This is a genomic window from Sphingobacterium sp. UBA7631, from assembly GCF_002483935.1.
Taxonomy (GTDB): Bacteria; Bacteroidota; Bacteroidia; order Sphingobacteriales; family Sphingobacteriaceae; genus Sphingobacterium; species Sphingobacterium multivorum.
Genome location: NZ_DLIX01000010.1, coordinates 159,684 through 183,081 on the forward strand (window position 1 = coordinate 159,684; position 23,398 = coordinate 183,081).

General features: G+C 39.9%; 13 protein-coding genes and 1 tRNA gene. 6 read left to right on the forward strand and 8 right to left on the reverse strand.

The features are described 5' to 3' along the window. Window positions 1–1,107: 1,107 nt before the first annotated feature. The 3 genes from B3P16_RS17065 to B3P16_RS17075 all read right to left on the reverse strand — a co-directional run bounded on the left by B3P16_RS17065 (window position 1,108) and on the right by B3P16_RS17075 (window position 4,888). Complete coding sequence (locus tag B3P16_RS17065; protein ID WP_286843659.1) at window positions 1,108–1,995, reverse strand: MBL fold metallo-hydrolase; 888 nt, start codon at window positions 1,993–1,995, stop codon at window positions 1,108–1,110. Between the two features lie 561 nt (window positions 1,996–2,556). After that, a tRNA-Ser gene (locus tag B3P16_RS17070) sits at window positions 2,557–2,643 on the reverse strand. Window positions 2,644–2,770: 127 nt separating this feature from the next. Beyond that, entirely contained in the window at window positions 2,771–4,888 is a 2,118-nt protein-coding gene (locus B3P16_RS17075; RefSeq protein WP_046672874.1) for an HD family phosphohydrolase, read from the reverse strand. 151 nt (window positions 4,889–5,039) lie between these two features. On the opposite strand from B3P16_RS17075, the gene rpe reads away from it, so the two are divergent. From rpe to B3P16_RS17095, 4 genes are all read left to right on the forward strand, one after another. Then, window positions 5,040–5,720, forward strand: a complete 681-nt coding sequence (rpe, locus tag B3P16_RS17080) for a ribulose-phosphate 3-epimerase (protein ID WP_286843660.1) — start codon at window positions 5,040–5,042, stop codon at window positions 5,718–5,720. A gap of 358 nt (window positions 5,721–6,078) precedes the next feature. Then, a complete protein-coding gene (locus tag B3P16_RS17085) occupies window positions 6,079–8,841 on the forward strand; it encodes a bifunctional aconitate hydratase 2/2-methylisocitrate dehydratase (RefSeq protein ID WP_286752066.1) in 2,763 nt (920 codons plus the stop codon). Between the two features lie 49 nt (window positions 8,842–8,890). Beyond that, the gene (locus B3P16_RS17090) at window positions 8,891–11,155 is read left to right on the forward strand and encodes an aconitate hydratase (RefSeq protein ID WP_286843661.1); all 2,265 of its coding nucleotides are present in this window, start codon (window positions 8,891–8,893) and stop codon (window positions 11,153–11,155) included. 254 nt (window positions 11,156–11,409) lie between these two features. Next, a complete protein-coding gene (locus B3P16_RS17095) occupies window positions 11,410–12,282 on the forward strand; it encodes a hypothetical protein (protein WP_046672928.1) in 873 nt (290 codons plus the stop codon). A gap of 90 nt (window positions 12,283–12,372) precedes the next feature. Here B3P16_RS17095 and B3P16_RS17100 read toward each other — a convergent pair whose 3' ends face one another. Beyond that, window positions 12,373–13,209: an MBL fold metallo-hydrolase gene (locus tag B3P16_RS17100; RefSeq protein WP_046672870.1), complete on the reverse strand. Its 837-nt coding sequence runs from the start codon at window positions 13,207–13,209 to the stop codon at window positions 12,373–12,375. A 281-nt stretch (window positions 13,210–13,490) separates the two neighbouring features. On the opposite strand from B3P16_RS17100, the gene pckA reads away from it, so the two are divergent. Further along, window positions 13,491–15,110: a phosphoenolpyruvate carboxykinase (ATP) gene (gene pckA / locus B3P16_RS17105; protein WP_286843663.1), complete on the forward strand. Its 1,620-nt coding sequence runs from the start codon at window positions 13,491–13,493 to the stop codon at window positions 15,108–15,110. An 80-nt stretch (window positions 15,111–15,190) separates the two neighbouring features. On the opposite strand, the gene ppk2 is transcribed toward pckA, so the two are convergent. From ppk2 to B3P16_RS17120, 3 genes are all read right to left on the reverse strand, one after another. Then, window positions 15,191–16,000 (reverse strand): polyphosphate kinase 2, encoded by an 810-nt coding sequence (gene ppk2 / locus B3P16_RS17110; protein ID WP_286843665.1) that lies wholly within the window; start codon window positions 15,998–16,000, stop codon window positions 15,191–15,193. An 879-nt stretch (window positions 16,001–16,879) separates the two neighbouring features. Further along, complete coding sequence (smc, locus tag B3P16_RS17115; protein WP_286843666.1) at window positions 16,880–20,422, reverse strand: chromosome segregation protein SMC; 3,543 nt, start codon at window positions 20,420–20,422, stop codon at window positions 16,880–16,882. Between the two features lie 69 nt (window positions 20,423–20,491). After that, the gene (locus tag B3P16_RS17120; protein WP_286843667.1) at window positions 20,492–21,196 is read right to left on the reverse strand and encodes a DsbA family oxidoreductase; all 705 of its coding nucleotides are present in this window, start codon (window positions 21,194–21,196) and stop codon (window positions 20,492–20,494) included. A gap of 110 nt (window positions 21,197–21,306) precedes the next feature. Here B3P16_RS17120 and B3P16_RS17125 point away from each other — a divergent pair, with 110 nt between their 5' ends. Continuing rightward, entirely contained in the window at window positions 21,307–22,122 is an 816-nt protein-coding gene (locus tag B3P16_RS17125) for a patatin-like phospholipase family protein (RefSeq protein WP_286843668.1), read from the forward strand. 108 nt (window positions 22,123–22,230) lie between these two features. Here B3P16_RS17125 and B3P16_RS17130 read toward each other — a convergent pair whose 3' ends face one another. Then, window positions 22,231–23,145, reverse strand: a complete 915-nt coding sequence (locus tag B3P16_RS17130; RefSeq protein WP_070561099.1) for a glycerophosphodiester phosphodiesterase family protein — start codon at window positions 23,143–23,145, stop codon at window positions 22,231–22,233. Window positions 23,146–23,398 lie beyond the last annotated feature (253 nt).

Genomic DNA, 23,398 nt, shown 5'->3' on the forward strand with positions numbered 1-23,398 from the left:
ACTATTTAGCTTTCGAAAGCTTTTCAAAGCCAATGCCGTTCCATAGAAATTCTTCACTCTTTTTTGTGACCCTAAAATTTGGATTTTCCGCATTATCGTCGATAACTTCTCCCTCTTCAATGTATTTATAGATAATCTGATTATTTTTTCCGTGTTCTATTACGATGAAAAGNNCTTTTCATCGTAATAGAACACACCAGCATCACTAACCGAATATCGGCTAGGAAGATCAACCAGCTGCCGTCCCGTCCAGGCCACATAGTTATATTCAGAGGGTATGCCACAAGCTTCGCCCAGAAATTCGATGCGAATAATGTGTTTGACATTTTGCAGCCCCATTGCAGGCAGCAATTTACTTTGGGAGAAGGTTTGTTCTGAATAGGCGAAAGGGAAGGTGTGTTCAGCTAGAAAATTTCCATTTGCGTCGATAAGTTTTACCCCGGTTGAGAAATGATCCTGTTCCTGTTCGTTGATACCTTTGGTGAAACGTTCAAAACCGTAAATATATTGCGAGCCGTCTGATGCGGTCTGTTTTCCGAGCGCTAATAGTCCAAGCCAAATAAATCCATTCTTTTTGCTGTTACCGTCGGAATAACTTATCTCATACCAAGGAGCATAAAAATTTTTTAGTGTATTTCCTTTGATGGGATTACTATTGATCGTAACGACATTTCCGACGGATAAAGAATCTACGATTGCTGCCTTTAGACTGGGGTGAGCACGGACGTAAGCTTTGGCTGCAAAAACAGTTGCTGACTGGCCTTTTTGTATGTTCCAAACGTTGAAATTATCGTCAAACTTTAAATTTTCCTGCGCTTTTAAGCAAAGTGGTCCGATGCTTAAAATAATTAAATAGCATCCAATTAACTTTTTCATTTTTCACTCTTCTTTCCTACAAAAATAGCTGAATTGCCCCATACCCCTTATCACTGGTTTCAGGTATTTTTTTGTATAGTGCCAGAAACGATATTTTATAATCCTTGAGAATGTCATTTGCTACAAAAAATTGGATATGATGAAAACAAAAATTATGAAAGAGAGCATTTTGAATATTTAAGGAATTGAAGGAGATTATTTGTCTGCTGTGTGTCTTTTGGAAAAGAGATTTTAGTTAATGCTGTTTTTAGGAATCCACTCCAATTCTTTACCGTTGTTTTTTCTACCAATGAAGCCTATCCCCGGCCAAGGCATATGAGATGCGAGCACAAGTGTCTGTTCTTGATAACAGCGATCAAGTATTTTTATCCGTGTATCCACAGCACGATGGAAGTCAATATCCCATTGAGTTCCCCAATGAGGCTGGGAAACTAGGATCGGTGAATGTATCAGATCGACAAGATTTGTAATTGCTCTGTTGTCGGATTTTATTGTATAGATGATATGGCCTGGGGTATGCCCAGCTGCTGATTCTGTATGAATGCAAGAAAATAGTTGATCGCCCGGTTCAAATAGCTGTAATTTGACCTCAATAGCAACGAGTGTTTTTCGTATTAAATCGATGCTAGCTTGAGCAATTTCTGGATTTTCGCTCTTCGAAAAATCAGGACGATCTGACATCCAGAACTCAAATTCGGGTTTAGCCATGTAGTATGTTGCGTTTGGATAATTGGGTGAACCATCGGAATCCAATATGCCACCGATATGGTCGCGATGTGCGTGCGTAATGAGAATATCTGTTATCTTATTACAGTCAATATTCGCTAAAAGCAGACTTTCCATTAAATTTCCGGCTTTGTCGGTGTCATAATGTCCCTCACCAGTATCAATGAGTATGTATCGATTCTGTTGTTTAATCAGCATGATGATGATGGGTGCTTGGTAGATCTTTGTTGAAAGTGAAAGCCTTTGCAGTTCCATTTCGACTAGTTGAGACGGTATTTTTGGGGCAAGGGTAGGCTGTAATGTTTCTAATGTAAAATAACCATCTGTCAGGAGTACAAGTTCGAGCGTACCGAAGGGAATTTGTAGATGACCTGTTCTTTTAAGCTGTTTCATATTGCCAAAGTTGAACAAATTGCTTTTAACAATCTAATAGCGTTATGAAAATCAAACACAATGTAATAAATTGATAAAATATTTGCAATACTTATTGGGGCCTAAAGACTGTACAACGATGTTCAGGAATGTAACTTGCCTTTTGTTCGTACCTGCTTCGTACCTTATTCGGATGCGATACAGATATTGTACAAATGCTGACCTGATTCCGACCAGACTCTGTACAGGAATTATCTGGTCGGAATTAGGTCAATAATTGTCGCCAGATTGTTCATCTCCGAAGGTGGTACGAACACAATACGAACACAACCCGAGGACGTCAGCCCTAATTGGCTTGAGAATTTAAAACATTTTTTTCAATTGTTTTAAAAATTGCACGGATTACGATGGACCGTGTGAAGAGTAGGATTCGATAGCTAAATTTTATAGGTGTTCTTGAACTGTCTTGTTCTCATGAACCGCTTTCTGCTGGGTTTTAAACAAGGTGCTGTTTTTGGTGCTGCCTTGGCGCCAGAAACAAAAAAAAGCGCTTTCTGATTTCTCTGAAAGCGCTGTTGTCTGCGGAAGAGGCGGGATTCGAACCCGCGGTACCGTTTCCAGTACGACAGTTTAGCAAACTGTTCCTTTCGGCCACTCAGGCACCCTTCCTCGTTTTGACATTGCAAACATAAGGCAATTATTTGATTCTGCAAAGTCTAAATAATAAAAAAAATGCAAAAAAAATGTAACGTTGCAATAAGCGTTTGAAATTCAATTTGTTGTTTGACAATTAAAATTACATTGTTTTTTTGCTTAAATCGTAATCTACCCGAACATGGTAGATGCTTTTGAGCATTGCCTTAAAAATAACTGCCGATTCGGTGATATCTTTTAGCGTAATGTTACTATTATTGAACTGTCCCCGCATCAATTTATGTTCAATAATCTTATCGACAAGATTATTGATAGACTCTTCCGATGGTTCTTTTAACGCACGGGATGCGGCTTCGACCGAATCTGCCATCATGAGTACGGCTGTTTCCTTTGAAAAAGGAATAGGGCCGGGGTAGGTAAATAAAGACTCATCCACCAGTTTGTCGGGATTGTTCTTGACAAAAACGTTATAAAAATAGTCAACACGCGTCGTTCCGTGGTGTGTGCGGATAAAATCAAGGATCACGTCGGGCAATTGATGTTTTTTGGCAATATCGACCCCTTTGATGACATGTGATATAATAATCTGCGCACTTTGTTCCGGTGAAAGCTCGTCATGCGGATTTTTTTCTGTCTTCTGATTCTCGATGAAAAATTGAGGGTTTGTCAATTTTCCGATATCGTGGTATAGGGCTCCGGCGCGGACCAACAGTGGATTCCCGCCGATTTTGTAGATAGCGGCTTCCGCTAGATTAGCCACCTGTAGGGAGTGCTGAAAGGTTCCCGGAGCTTTAAAAGAAAGTTCCCGCAATAATTTGGAATTACTATTGGTAAGTTCCATGAGTGTGAGATCAGAGACAATGCCAAACAACTTTTCGAATGCATAGATCATCGGATAAGCCAATAAGGTGATCATGACGCTTACGAAAAAGGGAAGAAGGTCAGACCAGTAAATGGTGTCTATTGATCCGTTTCTTGTGACGACCAAGCCGATATAAGCAATCCAATAGGTGCCGAGGATGATAGCCGAGGAAATGAACAGCTGCTCCCGTTTGACCAATGTTTTAATACTATAGATCGCAACGATGCCCGCCATAAATTGCAGGAAGACAAACTCAAAACTATTTGGTACAAAAAGACCCGCCAGCAGCACCATCAACAGATGGATATTTAGCGCCACACGCGTATCAAATAGAATACGAATAATAATGGGGACGGCACAAAACGGCATATAATAGAGATTCGGTATCTTGATTTTAATGGCCCAGGATAGGACGCCGAGCATACCTATAATGACAATCATGATAATGACCAGCAATCTGTTGTTGAAATAGATGTCCTTGCGGAAAAGAAAAAGGAAAACCATTAGAATTGAAAGGGCGAGCGAGATGATTAGAAATTGCCCTAATGTCACATAATTTTGATTACCACTGATCTTGCCTTCATCTTCGTATACCTTCCGGAGCGATTCGAGTTTCTGGTAAGTTTCATTGGAAATTATTTTTTCTTTTTCGGCGATCAGTTCGCCTTTTTGGACTACACCCCGTGTCGCTGAAATATTAGCAATGGCATTCTGTTCCAAGGCTTCCGTCTGCTGGTCGTTATAAATATAGTTAATGGTAATATAGTTTTTTAAAGTCTCCTCGAGCCAGCTCTTTTGTTTTATTTTGGTCAATTTGGGCATGATCTCATCCATATACCCATAAGAGCTTTCGATGGTGTAACAGTCAGCCGTGTTTTTTTGACTGGCAACTTTGTCCTGGATCAGTGTGAAATTGTAATGCTTGGAAGCTGGAGATTTGTCATTGCTGCGGTTCTGAAACCGATTGTTCAATGAAAGGATGCCTTTGCCATAGAGATGGCTTAAGATGGCATTGCCGGCATTTCTATAATCCGCAATATTCTCATGTGTTGTATCCAGCTTGCTGCTTTGCCATTTTTCGGCCAGATCGGTATTGAACTGATCAATTTGCTCTTTGCTTGTCGTCGTATTGGCATTATAAATCGGTTGAATCGTGTTCAAGATACTTTTCTTGTCCGCATTCAATTCTTCCTGCGTTTTTAATATGGCAAAATTATAAGGTGATATCAGATTCTCATGATTCCATACTTTTCCCTTTTGGAATTCATAGCGAAAACGAGGCTGTTTGGGAAGGAATATACAGATCAGAATAATAGTGATAAGTATTAATCCAATTTTTCGGACGAGGTTCTCCGTTGTATTTAATTCTCTTTTGTACTTTATTTTTAGTCTTCCCACTGTGAGCTATATTTTTAATATAATGTTAATATACAAATGTAGTTATAATTTATTTTCTGCAGCTTCTGCCAATTGTCGTTTGTAGGTATTAAATCGGGTAAATGCTGTGATGAACAAAAAATACTTGTTATCTTTGCAAAAAAAATACAACATGTCAACAAAATCACATCTAATTGCACCATCCGTTCTTGCTGCAGACTTTGCAAAATTATACGATGATATCGTCATGGTAAACAACAGTGAGGCAGATTGGTTTCATATTGATATTATGGACGGGGTTTTCGTTCCAAATATCTCTTTTGGATTTCCAGTTATGCAGGCTATTGCAAAACATGCTGCTAAACCTTTGGATGTACATTTGATGATTGTTGACCCCGATCGTTATCTGCAAGTATGTAAAGATTCGGGTGCTGAGATCATTACAGTGCACTACGAAGCATGTACACATTTGCATCGTACAATAGCTGCTATAAAAGAATTGGGATGTAAAGCTGGTGTCGCATTGAATCCACATACACCGGTTGCTCTATTAAAAGATGTTCTTGCAGATTTAGACTTGGTGTGTATCATGTCTGTTAATCCAGGGTTCGGTGGTCAGAAATTTATTCCGAATACCTACGCCAAGGTGCAGGAACTAAGGGCGATGGCACAAGGCGTGAATGATGGACTGCTGATTGAAATCGATGGGGGTGTAACGACTGCGAATGCAGCACAGTTATTGAAAGCGGGAGCAGATGTGCTGGTGGCAGGTTCATTTGTCTTCAACGCGACAGATCCTTTGGAAACTGTGAAAGCATTAAAAGACATTGATATAACTGTAGAAAGTATATAAAAGGAAAAGGTGATTTGATAATATAAATCACCTTTTTTTTTGAAAGAAATAAATGCAAAATAGTGGATTGCAAAGAAAGATGGCGGGATTGCATAAGTTCTGTTTAGAACAATTCCAAATTGATTTAAATAAATGGAATGCATGCGTTTAAAGTTGGATTTTCACTATTTTTGTAATTAGTCATACAAGTTGATTTACGACAAATGAATCAACTTCAAAACATGAAGTGGAAGGGTTAATTTGTGATTTGTTAGGGGGACCCGATAGATGGCGTATTAGCTTAATTATATAACAGACATGGTGGCGTAGAAAGATAATGTGTTTTTATGCTGCCCATAAAATAGAAAGATAGATATCTATGAGTATTTACAACGATTACGTACAAGAGGTTGTAGAACGAGAAGGCCAAGGATTACATCCTAAGCCTATTGATGGAGCAGAATTACTAAGTGAGGTAATTGCTCAGATTAAAGATTTAAACAATGAAAATAGAGCTGAATCTTTAAGATTGTTTATTTACAACACGTTGCCGGGTACTACGCCTGCAGCGGGTGTTAAAGCACAATTTCTGAAGGAAATTATTTTGGGTCAATCAGTTGTTGCTGAAATTACACCTGATTTTGCTTTTGAATTGTTGTCACATATGAAGGGTGGTCCTTCGATCAGGGTCTTATTGGACCTGGCTTTGGGCACAGACCTAGCTATTGCAAAACAGGCGGCTGAGGTTCTTAAAACACAAGTTTTCTTATACGACGCAGATACTGCTCGTTTGAAAGAAGCTTTTGAGCAAGGCAATGAAGTTGCGAAAGATATTTTAGAAAGCTATGCAAAAGCAGAGTTTTTTACGAAACTGCCTGAGGTTGCTGAGGAAATTCAAGTGGTTACTTTTATCGCTGGTGAAGGTGATATCTCGACAGATTTATTGTCGCCAGGTAACCAGGCACACTCGCGTTCTGATCGTGAATTACATGGAAAATGTATGATCACACCTGAAGCACAGCAACAGATCGTTGAATTACAGGCGCAACACCCTGGTAAAAGCGTTATGTTAATTGCTGAGAAAGGAACAATGGGAGTGGGGTCATCTCGTATGTCGGGTGTAAACAACGTTGCACTATGGACCGGTAAACAAGCGAGCCCTTACGTTCCTTTTGTCAACATTGCACCAATTGTTGGTGGTACGAATGGTATCTCACCAATTTTCTTGACAACAGTGGACGTAACCGGAGGTATCGGTATAGACCTTAAAAACTGGGTGAAGAAAGTGGATGAAAATGGTAACGTAATCCGTAATGAGAAAAACGAGCCAATTCTTGAAGAAGCTTATTCTGTTGCTACTGGTACTGTCTTAACAATTAATACCAAGACTAAAAAATTATATAACGGCGAGCAGGAGCTAATCGATATTTCGAAAGCTTTGACTCCTCAAAAAATGGAATTTATTAAAGCAGGTGGTTCTTATGCTATTGTCTTTGGTAAAAAGATCCAAACTTTTGCAGCGGAAACTTTAGGTATTCAAGCGCCAGCAGTATTTGCCCCTTCAAAAGAAATTACAATTGAAGGCCAGGGTCTAACGGCAGTGGAGAAAATCTTCAATAAAAATGCGGTAGGTGTAACGCCAGGTAAGGTATTACATGCTGGTTCTGACGTGCGTGTGAAGGTGAATATCGTTGGCTCGCAAGATACGACAGGTTTGATGACTGCGCAGGAGTTAGAAGCAATGGCTGCTACTGTAATTTCACCTACAGTAGATGGGGCTTATCAATCAGGTTGTCATACTGCATCGGTATGGGATAAAAAAGCACAAGCCAATATTCCTAAATTGATGAAATTTATGAATGATTTTGGATTGATCACTGCACGCGACCCTCAAGGGGTGTATCATTCGATGACAGACGTTATTCATAAGGTATTAAATGATATTACCATCGATGAGTGGGCAATCATTATCGGAGGTGATTCACATACCCGTATGTCTAAAGGTGTTGCTTTTGGTGCTGACTCCGGTACGGTGGCGCTAGCTTTAGCGACAGGTGAAGCTTCTATGCCAATCCCTGAATCGGTCAAAGTTACGTTTAAAGGCAGTATGAAAGAACACATGGATTTCCGTGATGTGGTTCATGCGACACAAGCGCAGATGTTGCAACAGTTTGCCGGTGAAAATGTGTTCCAAGGTCGAATTATTGAGGTTCATATCGGTACGCTTTTAGCGGATCAGGCATTTACTTTTACAGACTGGACTGCAGAAATGAAAGCGAAAGCTTCTATTTGTATTTCACAGGATAATACGCTGATCGAATCATTGGAAATCGCTAAAAACCGTATCCAGATTATGATCGATAAAGGCATGGAAAACAAAAACAATGTTTTGCAGGGCTTAATTGACAAAGCGAACAAACGTATTGAGGAAATTAAATCTGGTACTAAGCCTGCTTTAACTCCAGACACCAATGCGAAATATTACGCTGAAGTTGTTATTGATCTGGATATTATCGAAGAACCGATGATTGCCGACCCGGATGTGAATAATGCAGATGTTTCGAAACGTTATACACACGATACAATTCGCGATCTTTCTTACTATGGTGGAAACAAAAAGGTGGACTTAGGTTTCGTCGGTTCTTGTATGGTTCACAAAGACGATTTGAAGATCGTATCGAAGATGTTGAAAAATATTGAACAGCAAAAAGGTGTTGTTACGTTTGAAGCGCCTTTGGTCGTTGCAGCGCCAACATACAATATCATTGATGAGCTAAAAGCGGAAGGCGATTGGGAATTCTTACAAAAGTACTCTGGATTTGAATTTAGCGATGCTTTACCAAAAAGTACTGCGCGTACTGAATACGAGAATATTATGTATTTGGAGCGTCCTGGTTGTAACCTTTGTATGGGTAACCAGGAGAAAGCAGCTAAAGGTGACACGGTAATGGCTACGTCAACCCGTTTATTCCAAGGACGTGTCGTTGAAGACAGAGATGGTAAAAAAGGGGAGTCTTTATTAGCATCAACTCCGGTTGTTGTTCTTTCAGCGATTTTGGGCCGGATTCCGAATATTGAAGAATATAAAGCTGCTGTGGAAGGCATTAACTTAACGAAGTTTGCGCCTATTCCAACAAAATAATTAGTGATAGGGTTTAGTAACTTAATTAAACAACATAAATTAGAGAGATATGGCTTTTGATATAGATATGATTAAAAAGGTCTATAGCCAATATGATGAGCGCATTTCTGCTGCTCGTCAGGTGGTTAACAAACCTTTGACTTTATCTGAGAAAATTTTGTATGCCCACCTTTGGGATGGCAATGCTACTGAGGATTACAAACGTGGCGTTTCTTACGTTGACTTTGCCCCAGATCGCGTTGCTATGCAGGATGCAACTGCACAGATGGCATTATTGCAATTTATGCAAGCTGGGCGTCCAAAGGTAGCGGTTCCTTCTACTGTACACTGTGATCACCTGATTCAGGCGAAAGAGGGTGCGGATAAAGATTTGGCTCGTGCTAAAAGCGAAAGTTCTGAAGTATTCAACTTTTTGAGTTCTGTATCCAATAAATATGGTATCGGTTTTTGGAAACCCGGAGCTGGTATTATTCACCAAGTCGTTTTGGAAAACTATGCGTTTCCAGGCGGTATGATGATCGGTACAGACTCGCATACGGTGAATGCCGGTGGTTTAGGTATGGTTGCGATCGGTGTGGGTGGTGCTGATGCGTGTGATGTGATGGCAGGTTTACCTTGGGAACTTAAATTCCCGAAACTGATCGGTGTAAAATTAACGGGTAAGTTGAGTGGATGGGCGGCAGCAAAAGATGTGATCCTCAAAGTCGCGGGTATTTTGACTGTAAAGGGTGGAACTGGTGCCATTGTCGAGTATTTTGGCGAAGGTGCGGAGTCGCTATCGTGTACAGGTAAGGGAACCATCTGTAACATGGGTGCTGAAATTGGTGCAACAACCTCAACTTTCGGTTATGACGAATCGATGGAACGTTATCTGCGCGCTACGGGTCGTGCCGAAGTAGCTGATGCGGCCAATGCTATAAAACAGCATTTGACTGCGGATGCTGAGGTCTATGCTGACCCAGAACAATATTTTGATCAGTTAATTGAAATCAATCTGTCTGAATTAGAGCCTTCTCTAAACGGTCCTTTTACACCAGATTTGTATACTCCGGTTTCACGCATGCGTGAAGAAGCAACGAAAAATGGCTGGCCTCTGCAAGTTGAATGGGGATTGATCGGTTCATGTACAAACTCTTCCTATGAAGACTTGTCACGTGCGGCTTCTATTGCAAGACAGGCTGTTGATAAAGGGCTTATCACAAAAGCTGAATTCGGTATTAATCCAGGGTCAGAGCAAGTGCGTTTTACGGCTGATCGCGATGGTTTGCTGAAAACTTTTGAAGATCTCAATGCGACAATTTTTACAAATGCATGTGGTCCATGTATCGGTATGTGGGATCGTGTAGGGGCCGATAAACAAGAGAAAAATACAATCGTTCATTCTTTCAATCGTAACTTTGCAAAACGTGCAGATGGTAATCCAAATACCTATGCCTTTGTTGCATCGCCAGAATTGGTAGCAGCGATTGCGATTTCTGGTGATTTGGGTTTCAATCCGGTAACTGACACTTTGACAAACAACAAGGGTGAACAAGTGAAGCTGGATCCACCTGTGGGGGATGAGTTGCCAACAAAGGGATTTGCGGTAGATGACCCAGGGTACCAAGCGCCAGCTGCTGATGGTAGTTCGGTGGTGGTTGATGTAGCGCCTACTTCTGATCGTCTTCAATTGTTGGAGCCTTTTGCTCCATGGGAAGGTACAGATTTGAGAGGGTTGAAACTATTGATTAAGGCGAAAGGTAAATGTACTACTGACCATATTTCTATGGCTGGTCCTTGGTTGAAATACCGTGGTCACTTGGATAATATCTCAAATAACATGTTGATTGGCGCCTTGAATTTCTTTAATGAGAAGACTGATAGCGTTAAAAATCAACTTACAGGCGAATATGGTCCTGTTCCTGCAACACAGCGGGACTATAAAGCACACGGTATTGGTTCAATTGTAGTCGGCGATGAAAACTACGGTGAAGGTTCTTCCCGCGAGCATGCTGCGATGGAACCTCGTCATTTAGGTGTTCGTGCTGTTTTAGTTAAGTCTTTTGCCCGTATTCACGAAACAAACCTGAAAAAACAAGGGATGTTGGGATTAACGTTTGCAAACAAAGACGATTATAACAAGATTCAGGAGAATGATACCATTGATATTATCGGTCTGACAGAATTTGCTCCAGGTAAACCATTAACGCTTGTGTTACATCATGCTGATGGTACTTCGGAAGAGATTTTGGCGAATCATACCTACAATGCGCAACAAATCGAGTGGTTTAAAGCCGGTGGAGCTTTGAATATCATCCGCAAAAATCAAGGATAATAATTCTTTAGAAATAAAATGAAAAGCTGCTTTCCCGGAAAGCAGCTTTTTTTTGAAAGTGTCTGATGTTACTCGACAGAAAGAACTTGCTAGTTTGCTTTAACTGCTCTCGGTGCTTGAGAAGTCAAGAAGGTTTGTTTTTTTAAATCGAATGACATTTCTGTGATCTTCGTCATATTTTACCAATTTCCACTGTTTTTATTTGCTTATAAAATAGAATGCCGGTACTTTTGCCCAACGTTTTTAGCACCGATATGAGAAAAATATTTTTAACGATTGGAGCACTTGCACTAAGTGTTTCTGCCTTATTTGCCCAAGAAAATCCTGAGATAGGAAAAAGCATTTTCAAACCGAAAAATTTGAGAACAGAGAGTAACAAGGGCAAATTCTTCTTCTTTTGGGGGTACAACTTCTCTTCTTACGCGAAATCAGATATTCATTTTACGGGTCCTAATTATGATTTTATTCTGCATGATGTAAAAGCGGGTGACAGGCCAACTAAATTTGGTTCAACGTATTTTGATCCTAGCAGACTGACTATTCCGCAATTTAATCTGCACTTTGGTTATTATATCAAGGATAATTATTCCATTTCATTGGGATGGGACCATATGAAATATGTGGTCGATATTCCGCAACAGGTGAAAATTTCGGGTTTTATCGGTGAAGAGATTTCTAACCCTGGTATTCCGACAGGAAATCGCGCTGGTCAATATAACGGTGAATTGATTACTGTAGACTCCGCCATGCTGACATTTGAACACACCGATGGCTATAACTTTGCCTCAGTAGGGCTAGAGCGTTATGACGACATCATCAATAACCGCAAGGGTCAACAGGTATTGACGATGGAATCGGGTGTGGATGTAGGCTTATTGATTCCTCGTTCTGACGTACATCTTTTTGGTGAAGGAGCCAACCATTTTTGGAACATTGCGGGGTATGGCGCTTCGGCAAAAGTTGGTTTGCACTACCGTTTTTATAAAGGACTCTACCTTCAGGGGAATTTCAAAACGGGCTGGACTGATTTAACGAACATTCGTACAACTGGAAGAAGAGGGGTAGATAAAGCCTCTCAACAAATATGGTTTTTTGAAAATTACTGGGCTTTGGGCTTTAGATTTTAAAATATATTCGTTACAAAAAAAGCTACTTTTAAAGTAGCTTTTTTTGTATATTCTTTTTATATCCTATTTCATCTTCTATAAACGTCTCAGCTAAATGTCGCTCAGTTTGAAAATATCCTTTACCCGAATACCTTTTTCAGTACGCTGAAGTGTACAGCATTCATGTATCGGATCGTGTTCGAAAAATAAGATGTATTCATTATCGACGATCTCATTCCAATAGCTGTTGCGTTCCTCCATGGTCACGAGAGGTCTAACATCATAGCTCATAACATAAGGAATGGGGATATGTCCCACCGATGGCAATAGATCCGCCATATAGAGGATCGTTTTGCCTTTATACAGTATCTGAGGCAGCATCATCGCTTCTGTATGACCGTGTGCATAACGGATAGCAATATTGCTTCCGAAAGGATTTTGGTGATCTTCGACAAATTTTAATTGCCCACTCTCTTGTATTGGTAAAATGTTCTCTTTTAAGAAAGAAGCTTTTTCGCGTGGATTAGGATCGGTAGCCCAAGACCAATGGTCGCTATTGCTCCAAAAATGAGCATTTTTAAAAGCCGGAACGAGTTGTTCACCTTCGCGGGCGATAGCGCCACCACAATGGTCGAAATGCAGGTGTGTAAGGATGACATCGGTGATATCACTTCTGTCAAACCCACTATTTTTTAATGATTTATCTAGCGTTGCATCGCCGTGAAGATAATAATAGCTGAAGAATTTTTCATTTTGTTTGTCTCCCAATCCTGTATCGACCAGCATTAAACGATTACTGTCCTCGATGAGGAGCAGGCGGTTTCCCCAGGTACACATATTGTTTGAGTCGGCCGGGTTTGTTTTGTTCCAGATACTCTTGGGGACAACGCCAAACATTGCACCGCCATCAAGTTTGAAAAATCCCGTTTCTATGGCATGTAATTTCATTCGCAGATGATATGTCTTTTAATGATCTGTTTTTACCTTATTAATATTTGTAAAGCTTGGAACAATTTACGAAAAATATGTAATATTTTTTGATGGTGATAAATTGATGTGCTAAAAAAATATGCTAAAAAGTTTAATTTTTTTTACCTCTATAAGTTGCTGTTAATGAGTGTTTTGTTTTTGTGTTTTTTGTACAATAAGCTTGATTTTTAGGTAATTAAGTTTTGTTTTTAGCGAAAAATGCCTTTAAATTTGGGCACATTTTAAAACAAACAAAAAATATGAAAAAGGGTAACATTGGAAACGCGCCTGATTTGAAATATTTAAAAATTGATAGTACAAAAAATGTATTTTATCAATTGCCTGTTTCAGAATTGGTCGAACATGCCTTAGCAAATCACGAAGGTCGACTTTCTGATACGGGAGCGCTAGCTGCTGATACAGGGAAATTTACTGGAAGATCGCCAAAAGATCGGTTTCTGGTCGAAGATTCTTTAACTAAAGATAGCGTTTGGTGGGGAGAGATCAATCAACGAATGTCTCAGGCTAATTTCGAAGCACTACTCTCGAAAGTAGCGGCTCACTTAAGTGATCAAATCATCTATGTAAGAGATTGTGCTGCAGGGGCTGATCCAGCTTATCAAATAGATTTACGTGTTGTTACGGAAACAGCTTATCAAAGTATATTTGCCAATAACCTGTTTCTACGGCCGGAGCCAAATCCAGATGCCCAGCCAGCCTGGTCGATTTTAGCCGCTCCGACGCTGCTTATCGATGAGCCGCATCAATATGGCATTATCAACGAAAATTTTGTCGCGATTGACTTTACAAAAAAGATGGTACTGATTGCAGGGACCGGTTACACGGGGGAGATTAAAAAGAGCATTTTTTCAATATTGAACTTTATTTTGCCATTCCAGCATAATGTGCTTTCTATGCACTGCTCGGCGAACACTTCGAAGGAAGGGGAGACAGCGTTATTTTTCGGACTTTCAGGTACAGGGAAAACGACCCTGTCGGCTGATAGAAACAGAAAGTTGATTGGTGATGATGAGCATGGATGGAGCGAAAGGGGAATATTCAATTTCGAAGGCGGCTGCTACGCCAAATGTGTAGGGTTGTCAGAAGACAAAGAACCTGAGATCTTTCACGCAATTCGTTTTGGGGCTCTCCTTGAAAATGTTGTGTTGGATGAATTTGATCGACCTGACTATAACGATATTAGCAAGACAGAGAATACGAGGGTATCCTATCCCATCGATTTTATGGAAAATGCCGAAATAAATGGAATTGGCAATGAACCAGAAAATATTTTTTTCCTTACAGCAGATGCTTTTGGAGTACTTCCTCCCATTTCATTGTTGACCACCGATCAGGCGGTATATCATTTTGTCAGTGGTTATACAGCAAAGGTTGCCGGTACAGAGGTCGGGATAAAGGAGCCTACAGCAGCATTTTCAACCTGTTTTGGACAGGCATTTTTACCGCTCCATCCTTCAAAATATGCGGCCTTGCTGCGTTCGAAACTAGAGCAAAATTGTAACATCAAAGTTTGGCTAGTGAATACAGGCTGGATTGCTGGTCCTTACGGAATAGGTAGACGTATTAAGCTGAATTATACACGATCGCTAATTCGCGCGGCCATGGACGGTTCACTACTGGAATCTCAGTTTAATAAGCATGATATTTTTGGATTGGAATATCCAACGAGCTGTGGAGAGCATGTTCCTGCACAAATTTTAGATGCACGCGGTTTATGGAACAATGATGAGGCTTATGACATGCAAGCAAAACGCTTGGCGAAGCTGTTCATTTCGAATTTTGAAAAATTCAATAATGAAATGCCGGACTCCGTGCTGGCCGCAGGACCTAAAATAGAAACTACGATACTTGTATCTTAATTCGTTTTAATATTATAAAAAAACAGGAGGAANNTTCCTCCTGTTTTTTTATAATGATACCTTACCAGACTGACAGTCATTTAGTCGTGTTTTGTAACGAAAGAATCTATTTTTTCCTGCTCACTTCCAACAAGCGCATTGATAATCAGTTTGAAGGACGCTAAGCGGGCCTTTTTCTTGTTATCTTTGGTAATTTCTAACCAAGGCGATTTTTTGGTGCTTGTCTTTTTAAATAAATCTTCAATATAACCCGTATAAACATCCCATTTCTCCTGCGCCTTTTCGTCCAGCACACCGATTTTCCATTGTTTTAGGATATCTTCTTTTCGCTCTTTTAATCTTTCGGCCTGCTCTTCTTTGCTGATATTCAGGAATAATTTGATAAGGATGATGCCATCGTCGATTAACTGCTTCTCAAATTCAGGAACTTGGTTCATAAACAGCTCGTGCTGTTCCTTGGTGCAAAATCCAAATACTGGTTCAACAACAGCTCTGTTATACCAGCTGCGGTCGAAAATCACAATTTCCCCAGCATTGGGGAGCTGTTTGATATATCGTTGAAAATACCATTGTCCAGCTTCCTCCTCGGTTGGTTTAGGCAATGCAACAACGCGCACCTTTTTGGGATTCAGGTATTGGGTTACACGGCCAATTGTACCGCCTTTACCCGCAGCGTCCCTGCCTTCAAAAATAATCAGTACCCGTTTTCCTTTTTCAATGATTTCATATTGAAGTTTTAAGAGCTTGACTTGGAGTTCGTAAAGCTCCTTTTCATAATCGTAAACATCATTGAATTTTTTTATCTCCAGAATGCCATGCTGTTCCAGATAGTTTAAAACATCTTTGTTTTCGTAGATCTTCTGAAGTTCATTTAAATCGTATTCTGCCATATGCTATTGATTTATACGTTCGCTTTCCTAAAGTTACTTATTGAATTGTTAAAAAACGTCAAATTTCATATAATTCCGAATGGGATGTGTAATAATAAGCTCTTCACTTACGTTTAGAATTCTAAACAGCAAAAAAGGCTGTTTGCATAAATAAGACTTTTCATAAATTTAGGTTAATAATTGGTTAGGTTAGCTCGGAGTTCCCCACTTCGAGCTTTTTTGTCGAATGGGGGATCGCTTCAAGAGTACGAAAAAATACGATTCTGTTCCCGCTTAATTGAGCTGATCCTCCGTTTATTCTAAATGTTAAAAAATGTTAAATGGCATCTATTCTTATAATGAATTCAAAAATGCGACGTTTTCATTACAAATACTTTTCATAAAATAGGTTAATATATGGCTAACGAAAGCTCAGAGTTCCCCACTCTGGGCTTTTTATTTTTCAGGTCCCATTTTCGACTTAAAGGCTTTTTTTGACTTGAGTCAATGTTTAGCTTTTTGATCCGTAGCATATTTGTACTCGAAATATAGTTGTGTGGGGGGGGGCAGTCATAAAAAAGTTGCATTACAGATGCGTGGTACAGCACTTGGAGCTTGTGTTGCATTGGTGAATTTGCCTCTACGAATGGCAGGGGCATTGGCGGGATTAGTAGCGGGCCCGTTTGGTTATCAGTCGGTTTATTTATTGGGGGAATCAGCTGTCTGCTCGCTATCCTTATATTGATCTGCGACATGAAATAAGCTCAGAGCAATTCACTGTTTGTTGCAGTAAAGAGTCTCATTAAAGTCGGGCGGAACTTAAATCGATATATATATATAAAATAAGACGGACCAGATGTACATCCGGTCCGCCTTATTTATTGTGTATTTTGCTGCGCTCTAGGCAACTTCTCTTAGATCTACTGCTACTACACGGGATACACCTTGTTCCACCATGGTTACTCCATAGATGATGTCTGTACTTGCAATCGTTTTCTTATTGTGTGAGACTACGATAAATTGTGAATTTTTCGAAAAATCCCGGATAATATTGTTGAACTTATCAATATTCGTATCATCTAAAGGAGCGTCCACCTCATCGAAGATACAAAATGGTGCCGGTTTAGAAAGATAGAGTGAGAATAAGAGAGCTGTTGAAGTCAAGGTCTTTTCACCACCCGAAAGCTGATTGATAGACAGCGGCCTTTTCCCTTTGGGTCTTGCAATAATGTCGATATCTGAATCCAACGGATTGCTCGGGTCTGTGAGTACCAGGTCACAGCTGTCTTCTTCGTTAAATAGCGAACGGAATACTTTAACGAAGTTATTCCTCACGGCATCAAATGTAAACATAAACTGAACCTGAGCGGTATCGTCAATTTCTTTTATTGTTGCCATCAAGGATCCTTTTGCTTCAATTAAATCAGCTTTCTCTTTGTTAATGAAATCATAGCGTTCGTTCATCTCGTCGAAAGCCTCTTTTGCCATCAGATTGATCGTTCCAAATTCATCAAGCTGTTTCTTGAGTTTGCTACATTTGGTTGCCAATGTCGCTTGATCTTCTGTGATCTCAGGCGCATCTTCACGGTCAATTAGATCTTTCAATTCAATGTTGAATTCAACGGAAAGGCGTTCTTTTAAGGCATTGAGGTCGATCTGCAGACCTGTTTTTTTATCTTTGATCTCTGAAATAAGAAAGTCACTCTGCTCTTTTGAACGACGCTGCTGTGTCAGGGCGTCTTCGAGATTATTGATTTTCTGCTTATCTGCATAGTAGTTGTCTTCCAATTCTTTAAGACCATCTTCTAAAGCAATCTTCTGCTCATACATGGCAATAAGATCCTGATCTTCTTCATCTTCAAATGGAATGGTTGTTCTTAACGCTTCTTGCACTTCAACTAATTCTGCACTGTTTCGCTCCAGACGGAGTTCGTGGTCATCCTTCTGCGTCTCTCTAAATTCGAGATCTTTCGTGATATTGGAAACTTTGTTTAACTGTTGATGATAAGCGATATTCTCTTGATTGTATGCGGTCGATTTTTCGTTAAGTATTTCAGCTATTTCATGGAACTGGTCCTGTAAAGTCGATAATTCGGCGATACTTTGTTCTTTTTCCTGGCGCAGCTCCTGAAGCTGTGGGTCGGCAATCCTTAAATCTGATTCTATACTTTCAATTTTCTCCTGAATATCTTTTTTACGGGCCTGGGAGTTATTGATGAAGGCTTGATATTGCTCTTGCTTTGTTTTGACAGTAATTAATTCATTATTCAGTCTATTGAGCTGAAAACGAAGCTCATCGATTAACTCTTTCTGCGAATTGCCGCGTAGTACATCCAAGCGAGCTGTTTCGGCGGTTATTTTATCTTCAAGTTTTGCTATTTCCTGATTTAAGGTTTTGATTTCTTGGGATAGCACTTCGAGGTTTTTCGCTCTTCCGATACGTTTGCCCTCAAATAATCCCACGGAACCACCAGAAAGACCCAAATGATGTTTCGAATAACGTCCATTTTTTTGCAGAATCACCTGTCCCAGAGCAGGTAGCTTTTCATCCAGTTCTTTTTCATTGTCATGTTTAAGAATAAAGACCTGCTGGAGCAGCATCGTACATAAAGCCTTGTACTTTTCGTCTACTGTAATCACATCCAACGCAGACATCAAATTGTCATTTGGTGCAGGGGCAGCGTTTGGCGAGTGTGTTATGGCATCTAAAACAAAGAAATTAGCTCTTCCTTTTGCGGCATCGCTCAATAGCTGAATTGCTTGAACAGCATCTTGTTGTGTTTCGACAACATAGTGATTCATTATAGGCTCTAGATAGTTCTCAATAGCCACGCGATAATCTTCCTGACAGAAAAGGACATCTGATAGGAGCGGAGGTTGCTTTTTCCATCCTGCATTTTTCTTGAGGAACCGAATGGAATCGGGGAAACCTTCTAAATTATCAACAAGAGATTTCGTGAGGTTGTATTCGTTTTGTTTGGCATCTACCAGACGGAGGTCTTTGGCAAGCTGGGCCTTAAGTTCTTCTAGGTTTGCCTGGCACTGACTGATCTGTCTTTGGAGCTCTTCTTCCAGCTGGTTTGCTGAGTCATACTGTAACTGCTGTGCTTCCACACGGCCTTCCAGTTCAGTAACAGCAGAATTAAACTGCTGCAATTCGGCTTCTTTTGCTTCTGTATCTACACTATTGCGAACAGATTCTTGGAGGAGGGCTTCTTTCTGAATGGTAAATACGGCAAGATCTTTTTCTAATTTGTAGATTTTTGCCTGTAATTCAGCATTACTCTTATTAAAAAGATCAAGCTTTCCCTTTGCCGATTGTTGCTGTCCCCTCAGTTCGTCGACTTCGGATTTATCCGATTCAAGATTCGTTTTTAACGAATCGAGTTTATTTTGTTCATCAAACAATTCTTCATTCAGTCGTTTGATGGTGTAGAGTACATGATTAAGCTGTTGTTTATCGCTGTTGATATCGAGGTTCAACCGGTTCTCTTTATCTTGAAGATTTTTGACCTTTTCGTTTTTGATCTTCTTTTCCGATTCATAACCTCGGATTTTATTGACAAATTCCTGCGTTGTTTTTTGCTGTACCGAAAGGTTTTTTTCCTGTTCCAAATTTGTCTGGCGGAGTGATTGGAGTTCAGTTTCCGCATTCAGGATATTTTGATGTGCATTGGCAGCATCTTTCTGAACCTTGGATTCTTGTGTTTGAAGTCTTTCCAATTCAGTCGAGAAATCTGCTATTTTATAATAAGCCAAATCTATACTGCTTTGGCGGTATTCTGCTTTAAGTGAGGTATATTTTTCAGCTTTTTTAGCTTGATTTTCTAATGATTTGAGGTTCTTTGTGATTTCGTAAAGCAAGTCATCTACACGGCTAAGATCGGCCTCAGTATCTCTCAGCTTTGCCAAAGTCTGTTTTTTACGAACTTTATACTTAGAGATTCCAGATGCTTCTTCGAAGAGGTTGCGACGTGAATTATCTTTATTATTGATAATTTCATCAATCATTTTCAATTCGATGATCGAATAGCTGTCCGCACCAACTCCGGTATCCAGGAACAGATCTGTGATATCTTTTAAACGACATTTGACATCATTCAATCGATATTCACTATCGCCGTTGCGAAACAGCTTCCGCGTGACGGTTACTGTCGAGAATTCCGTTGGCAAAATATTATTGTTGTTATTGAAGGTCAGCGAGACCTCTGCAAGGTTTGCCGGTTTTCTATTTTTCGTTCCATTGAAGATAATATTTTCCATCTTATCGGAGCGAAGCATCTTTGTGCTCTGCTCTCCCAGCACCCAGCGTATGGCGTCGACCACATTGGACTTCCCACATCCATTGGGGCCAACAATCGCTGTGACACCATCATTGAAGTTGATCGTGATCTTGTCTCCGAAACTTTTAAATCCTTTAATTTCTAGTTTGGTTAACTGCATTTATACCAAATTTGTTTGTCGTTATAAGCTTGCGAAAATAGTAAAATTAAACAATAATTTTTCCTTTCTTTATTCACATTTTCCTGTTTCAGGATCACATGAAGGGCCTTCTTCGCCTCTGCGTTCAAGCGGTGTTGGCTGACTGGCCAAGCATTCATTTATGGTGTTGTGAAAGACTTCCATGGGCTGTGCTCCGGGGATAGCATATTTTCTGTCAAATACAAAGAAAGGGACACCTCGGAGTCCTAAGCTGACACCTTCTTGAATATCCTGTGCAACATCATAAGCATATTCATCAGATTCCAATAAGTTTTTTACCTCCTGAGCGGAAAGATGCTCTTGCGCAGCAATCGTGCTGAGCACCTCGTTGTTATTTACATCAAGACCATCCGTAAAATGAGCTTTAAATAAGGCTTTCTTGATCTGAGTGCCTTTTTGTTGCGTTTGGGCAAAATGGATCAGACGATGTGCTTTTTTTGTATTTACAACGATTGCTTTTTCAAAGTTCAGATCAATACCCAGCTCTTTTCCTTGTGCACTGAGCTGTGAGGTCATCGCAACGACATCGTCCATACTCATGCCTTTCGTTTGAACGAGGTAATCGTAGGTTGGCATTGCTGGAGCATCTTCGGGATAATCAGGGTTAAGCTGATACGATTTCCAGATGATTTTAGCGGATGGCTTACTTGTGGACTCCTGAAGAGCTAGTTCAAGCTTTGTCAGACCAATATAACAAAAAGGACAAATGATGTCCGACCAAATTTCTATTTTCATATTTCTTTTTTTACTGCGTATATTGTAATCAAAAATACATATAATAACGATGATTATCTGTTTACATTGTTGCATGGATGTAAACAAGTGTTTCAAGTATTTGTATAACTATGGTGGAGAAAGCTTTTTTAAATCGTAAAGTTACCCTTGTTCTGGGCGGGGGTGGTGCAAGAGGCCTGGTGCATATTGGTATTATTCGACGTCTTGAAGAGCTGGGCTACGAAATCGATGAGGTGGTAGGTTGTTCAATAGGAGCGCTTGTCGGTGGTATCTATGCACAGGGGAAGATGGATGTTCTGGAAGAATGGATGCAGCGCCTGACGAAGAAATCGGTCTTTAATATGATGGATTTTAGCTGGAAGGGACTGGGGATGATGAAGGGGATCAAGGTGTTTAACGCCTTGAAATCTGTGATTCCGGATGCTAATATTGAGACTTTCCCTATTTTGTTTAAAGCCGTTGCGACAGATCTAAACTACGAAAAGGAGGTTGTGCTGGACTTTGGAAGTATGTATGATGCCATTCGGGCGTCGATTGCCATTCCCGCGGTGTTTACAGCTGTAGAAGACGACAATCATGTCTATGTTGATGGCGGGGTACTCAATCCATTGCCTATAAATCATGTCACCAGGAAAGAGAACCTAATCATAGCGGTTAATCTGGAATCTAAACCGGATAAACAATATTCTGTTATCAAAAAACTGGATACAAGGACTTCGAATTCGTTGGATATACTCCAAGCGTCATACTATGTGATGCGCAGGAAAATGAGCCGTATGATTGTTGATTTATACCGGCCCGATGTGGTGGTGGACATTCCCTATAATATCTGTAACCTTTGGGATTATCACCGCTCTGAATTTTTGGTCCAGAAGGGGCGGGAATATATTGACAAAGCATTAAAAAACAAAGCCAAAGCAAAGTAGTTTAGGACGATCAAGGGACTACTTTGCTTTGGCTGTACATGGTTTCTCTGGCATTGAGACACACTGAAACTGATATTTTTATTCTAAGCGAACCATGCGAAGTATTTGTTAAAACAAATTGGGGTAATCGCTAATAATGCCATCAACTTTCACGGCTTTTAGTTGCTCGATTTCTTCTTTCGTATTGACTGTCCAAGGAATGACCTTGATACCAGCTTTGTGACACTGCTTGACATAATCGCTTGTTACTATTTTATGATGCGGACTTATAATAAAAGGCGTAAAACCCAAAGCTGCAATTGTTTGCTCAATACTTTTTGTATGGTTTGCATCAATAAGATAAGAAACTTTGATTTGAGGATATGCTTTGTGCAGATAGTTAATGGCTCTGCTATCAAACGATTGAATAACGGTTCGCGCAGCAATTTTTTTATCGGTGATTACCTGTACCATAAGATCCACAAATTCTTCAACCCTTGGATGGAAAATACCATCTTTATCTTCCTTACTTTTCACTTCGATATTGTAAAACATCGGCGCTTTCCTTTTTAGATTTGCGTAGGCTTCAGTACTATCAATAAGGTCTGCTAGTTTTGCTATACGTGTAACCTGTTTTTTTTGTTCAGGAAACTCTTTGTAAAATTTCGATCCGATATCGTACTTAACCAGATCTTTATAAAGCATATCGTAAATTCTCAACGGTTTGTCCTTGTCAGAAATTTCGGTGCCATTGGGTTTCAATACAAACTTCGGGTTAAGGTAATCGTCGTGAAAGACAACAACCTTACGGTCTTTGGTAATATGACAATCCATTTCCAGTGTGGTCACCTTTGCAAAATCTATTGCATTTTTCATGGCAGCGATAGATTCTTCAGGGTATAGGCCGCGGCCACCACGATGCGCTTCCAAGCTAAGTTTAGGGAAATTGTCTGAAGTTGATTTTGCTGAATCTTTCATAACTGAACAAGATGCAAATGGTAATAACGTGCCCCAAAAGGCAATTCTGAGAAGACTTCTTTTCATTATTAAAATATTTAAACAAAATAGCGGAGTTGTTATATATTGCCCTTTTGAATAAGCGAATATACATATATATTTTGCTTTTACGTATTTTAACTGTTTCGAATACTTGATTTTGCAACTTTATGAAGGTGAATTCGAAACCGAATAAAGTTAAATGAATTTGTTTTGGTTTGAAATTGAGGGGCACAAAGTAGTTCGATGGGCAAATTACCTTGATCTGACAGCGTTTCTATGCCAACCATGAGCTCGTTAC

What these genes read in the sequence shown, in the direction of transcription:
- B3P16_RS17125 (WP_286843668.1), top strand. Translation starts at nt 21,307, where the DNA reads ATGGTGGAGAAAGCTTTTTTAAATCGTAAAGTTACCCTTGTTCTGGGC.
- smc (WP_286843666.1), bottom strand. Translation starts at nt 20,422, where the DNA reads ATGCAGTTAACCAAACTAGAAATTAAAGGATTTAAAAGTTTCGGAGAC.
- pckA (WP_286843663.1), top strand. Translation starts at nt 13,491, where the DNA reads ATGAAAAAGGGTAACATTGGAAACGCGCCTGATTTGAAATATTTAAAA.
- rpe (WP_286843660.1), top strand. Translation starts at nt 5,040, where the DNA reads ATGTCAACAAAATCACATCTAATTGCACCATCCGTTCTTGCTGCAGAC.
- B3P16_RS17095 (WP_046672928.1), top strand. Translation starts at nt 11,410, where the DNA reads ATGAGAAAAATATTTTTAACGATTGGAGCACTTGCACTAAGTGTTTCT.
- B3P16_RS17090 (WP_286843661.1), top strand. Translation starts at nt 8,891, where the DNA reads ATGGCTTTTGATATAGATATGATTAAAAAGGTCTATAGCCAATATGAT.
- ppk2 (WP_286843665.1), bottom strand. Translation starts at nt 16,000, where the DNA reads ATGGCAGAATACGATTTAAATGAACTTCAGAAGATCTACGAAAACAAA.
- B3P16_RS17130 (WP_070561099.1), bottom strand. Translation starts at nt 23,145, where the DNA reads ATGAAAAGAAGTCTTCTCAGAATTGCCTTTTGGGGCACGTTATTACCA.
- B3P16_RS17120 (WP_286843667.1), bottom strand. Translation starts at nt 21,196, where the DNA reads ATGAAAATAGAAATTTGGTCGGACATCATTTGTCCTTTTTGTTATATT.
- B3P16_RS17085 (WP_286752066.1), top strand. Translation starts at nt 6,079, where the DNA reads ATGAGTATTTACAACGATTACGTACAAGAGGTTGTAGAACGAGAAGGC.
- B3P16_RS17100 (WP_046672870.1), bottom strand. Translation starts at nt 13,209, where the DNA reads ATGAAATTACATGCCATAGAAACGGGATTTTTCAAACTTGATGGCGGT.
- B3P16_RS17065 (WP_286843659.1), bottom strand. Translation starts at nt 1,995, where the DNA reads ATGAAACAGCTTAAAAGAACAGGTCATCTACAAATTCCCTTCGGTACG.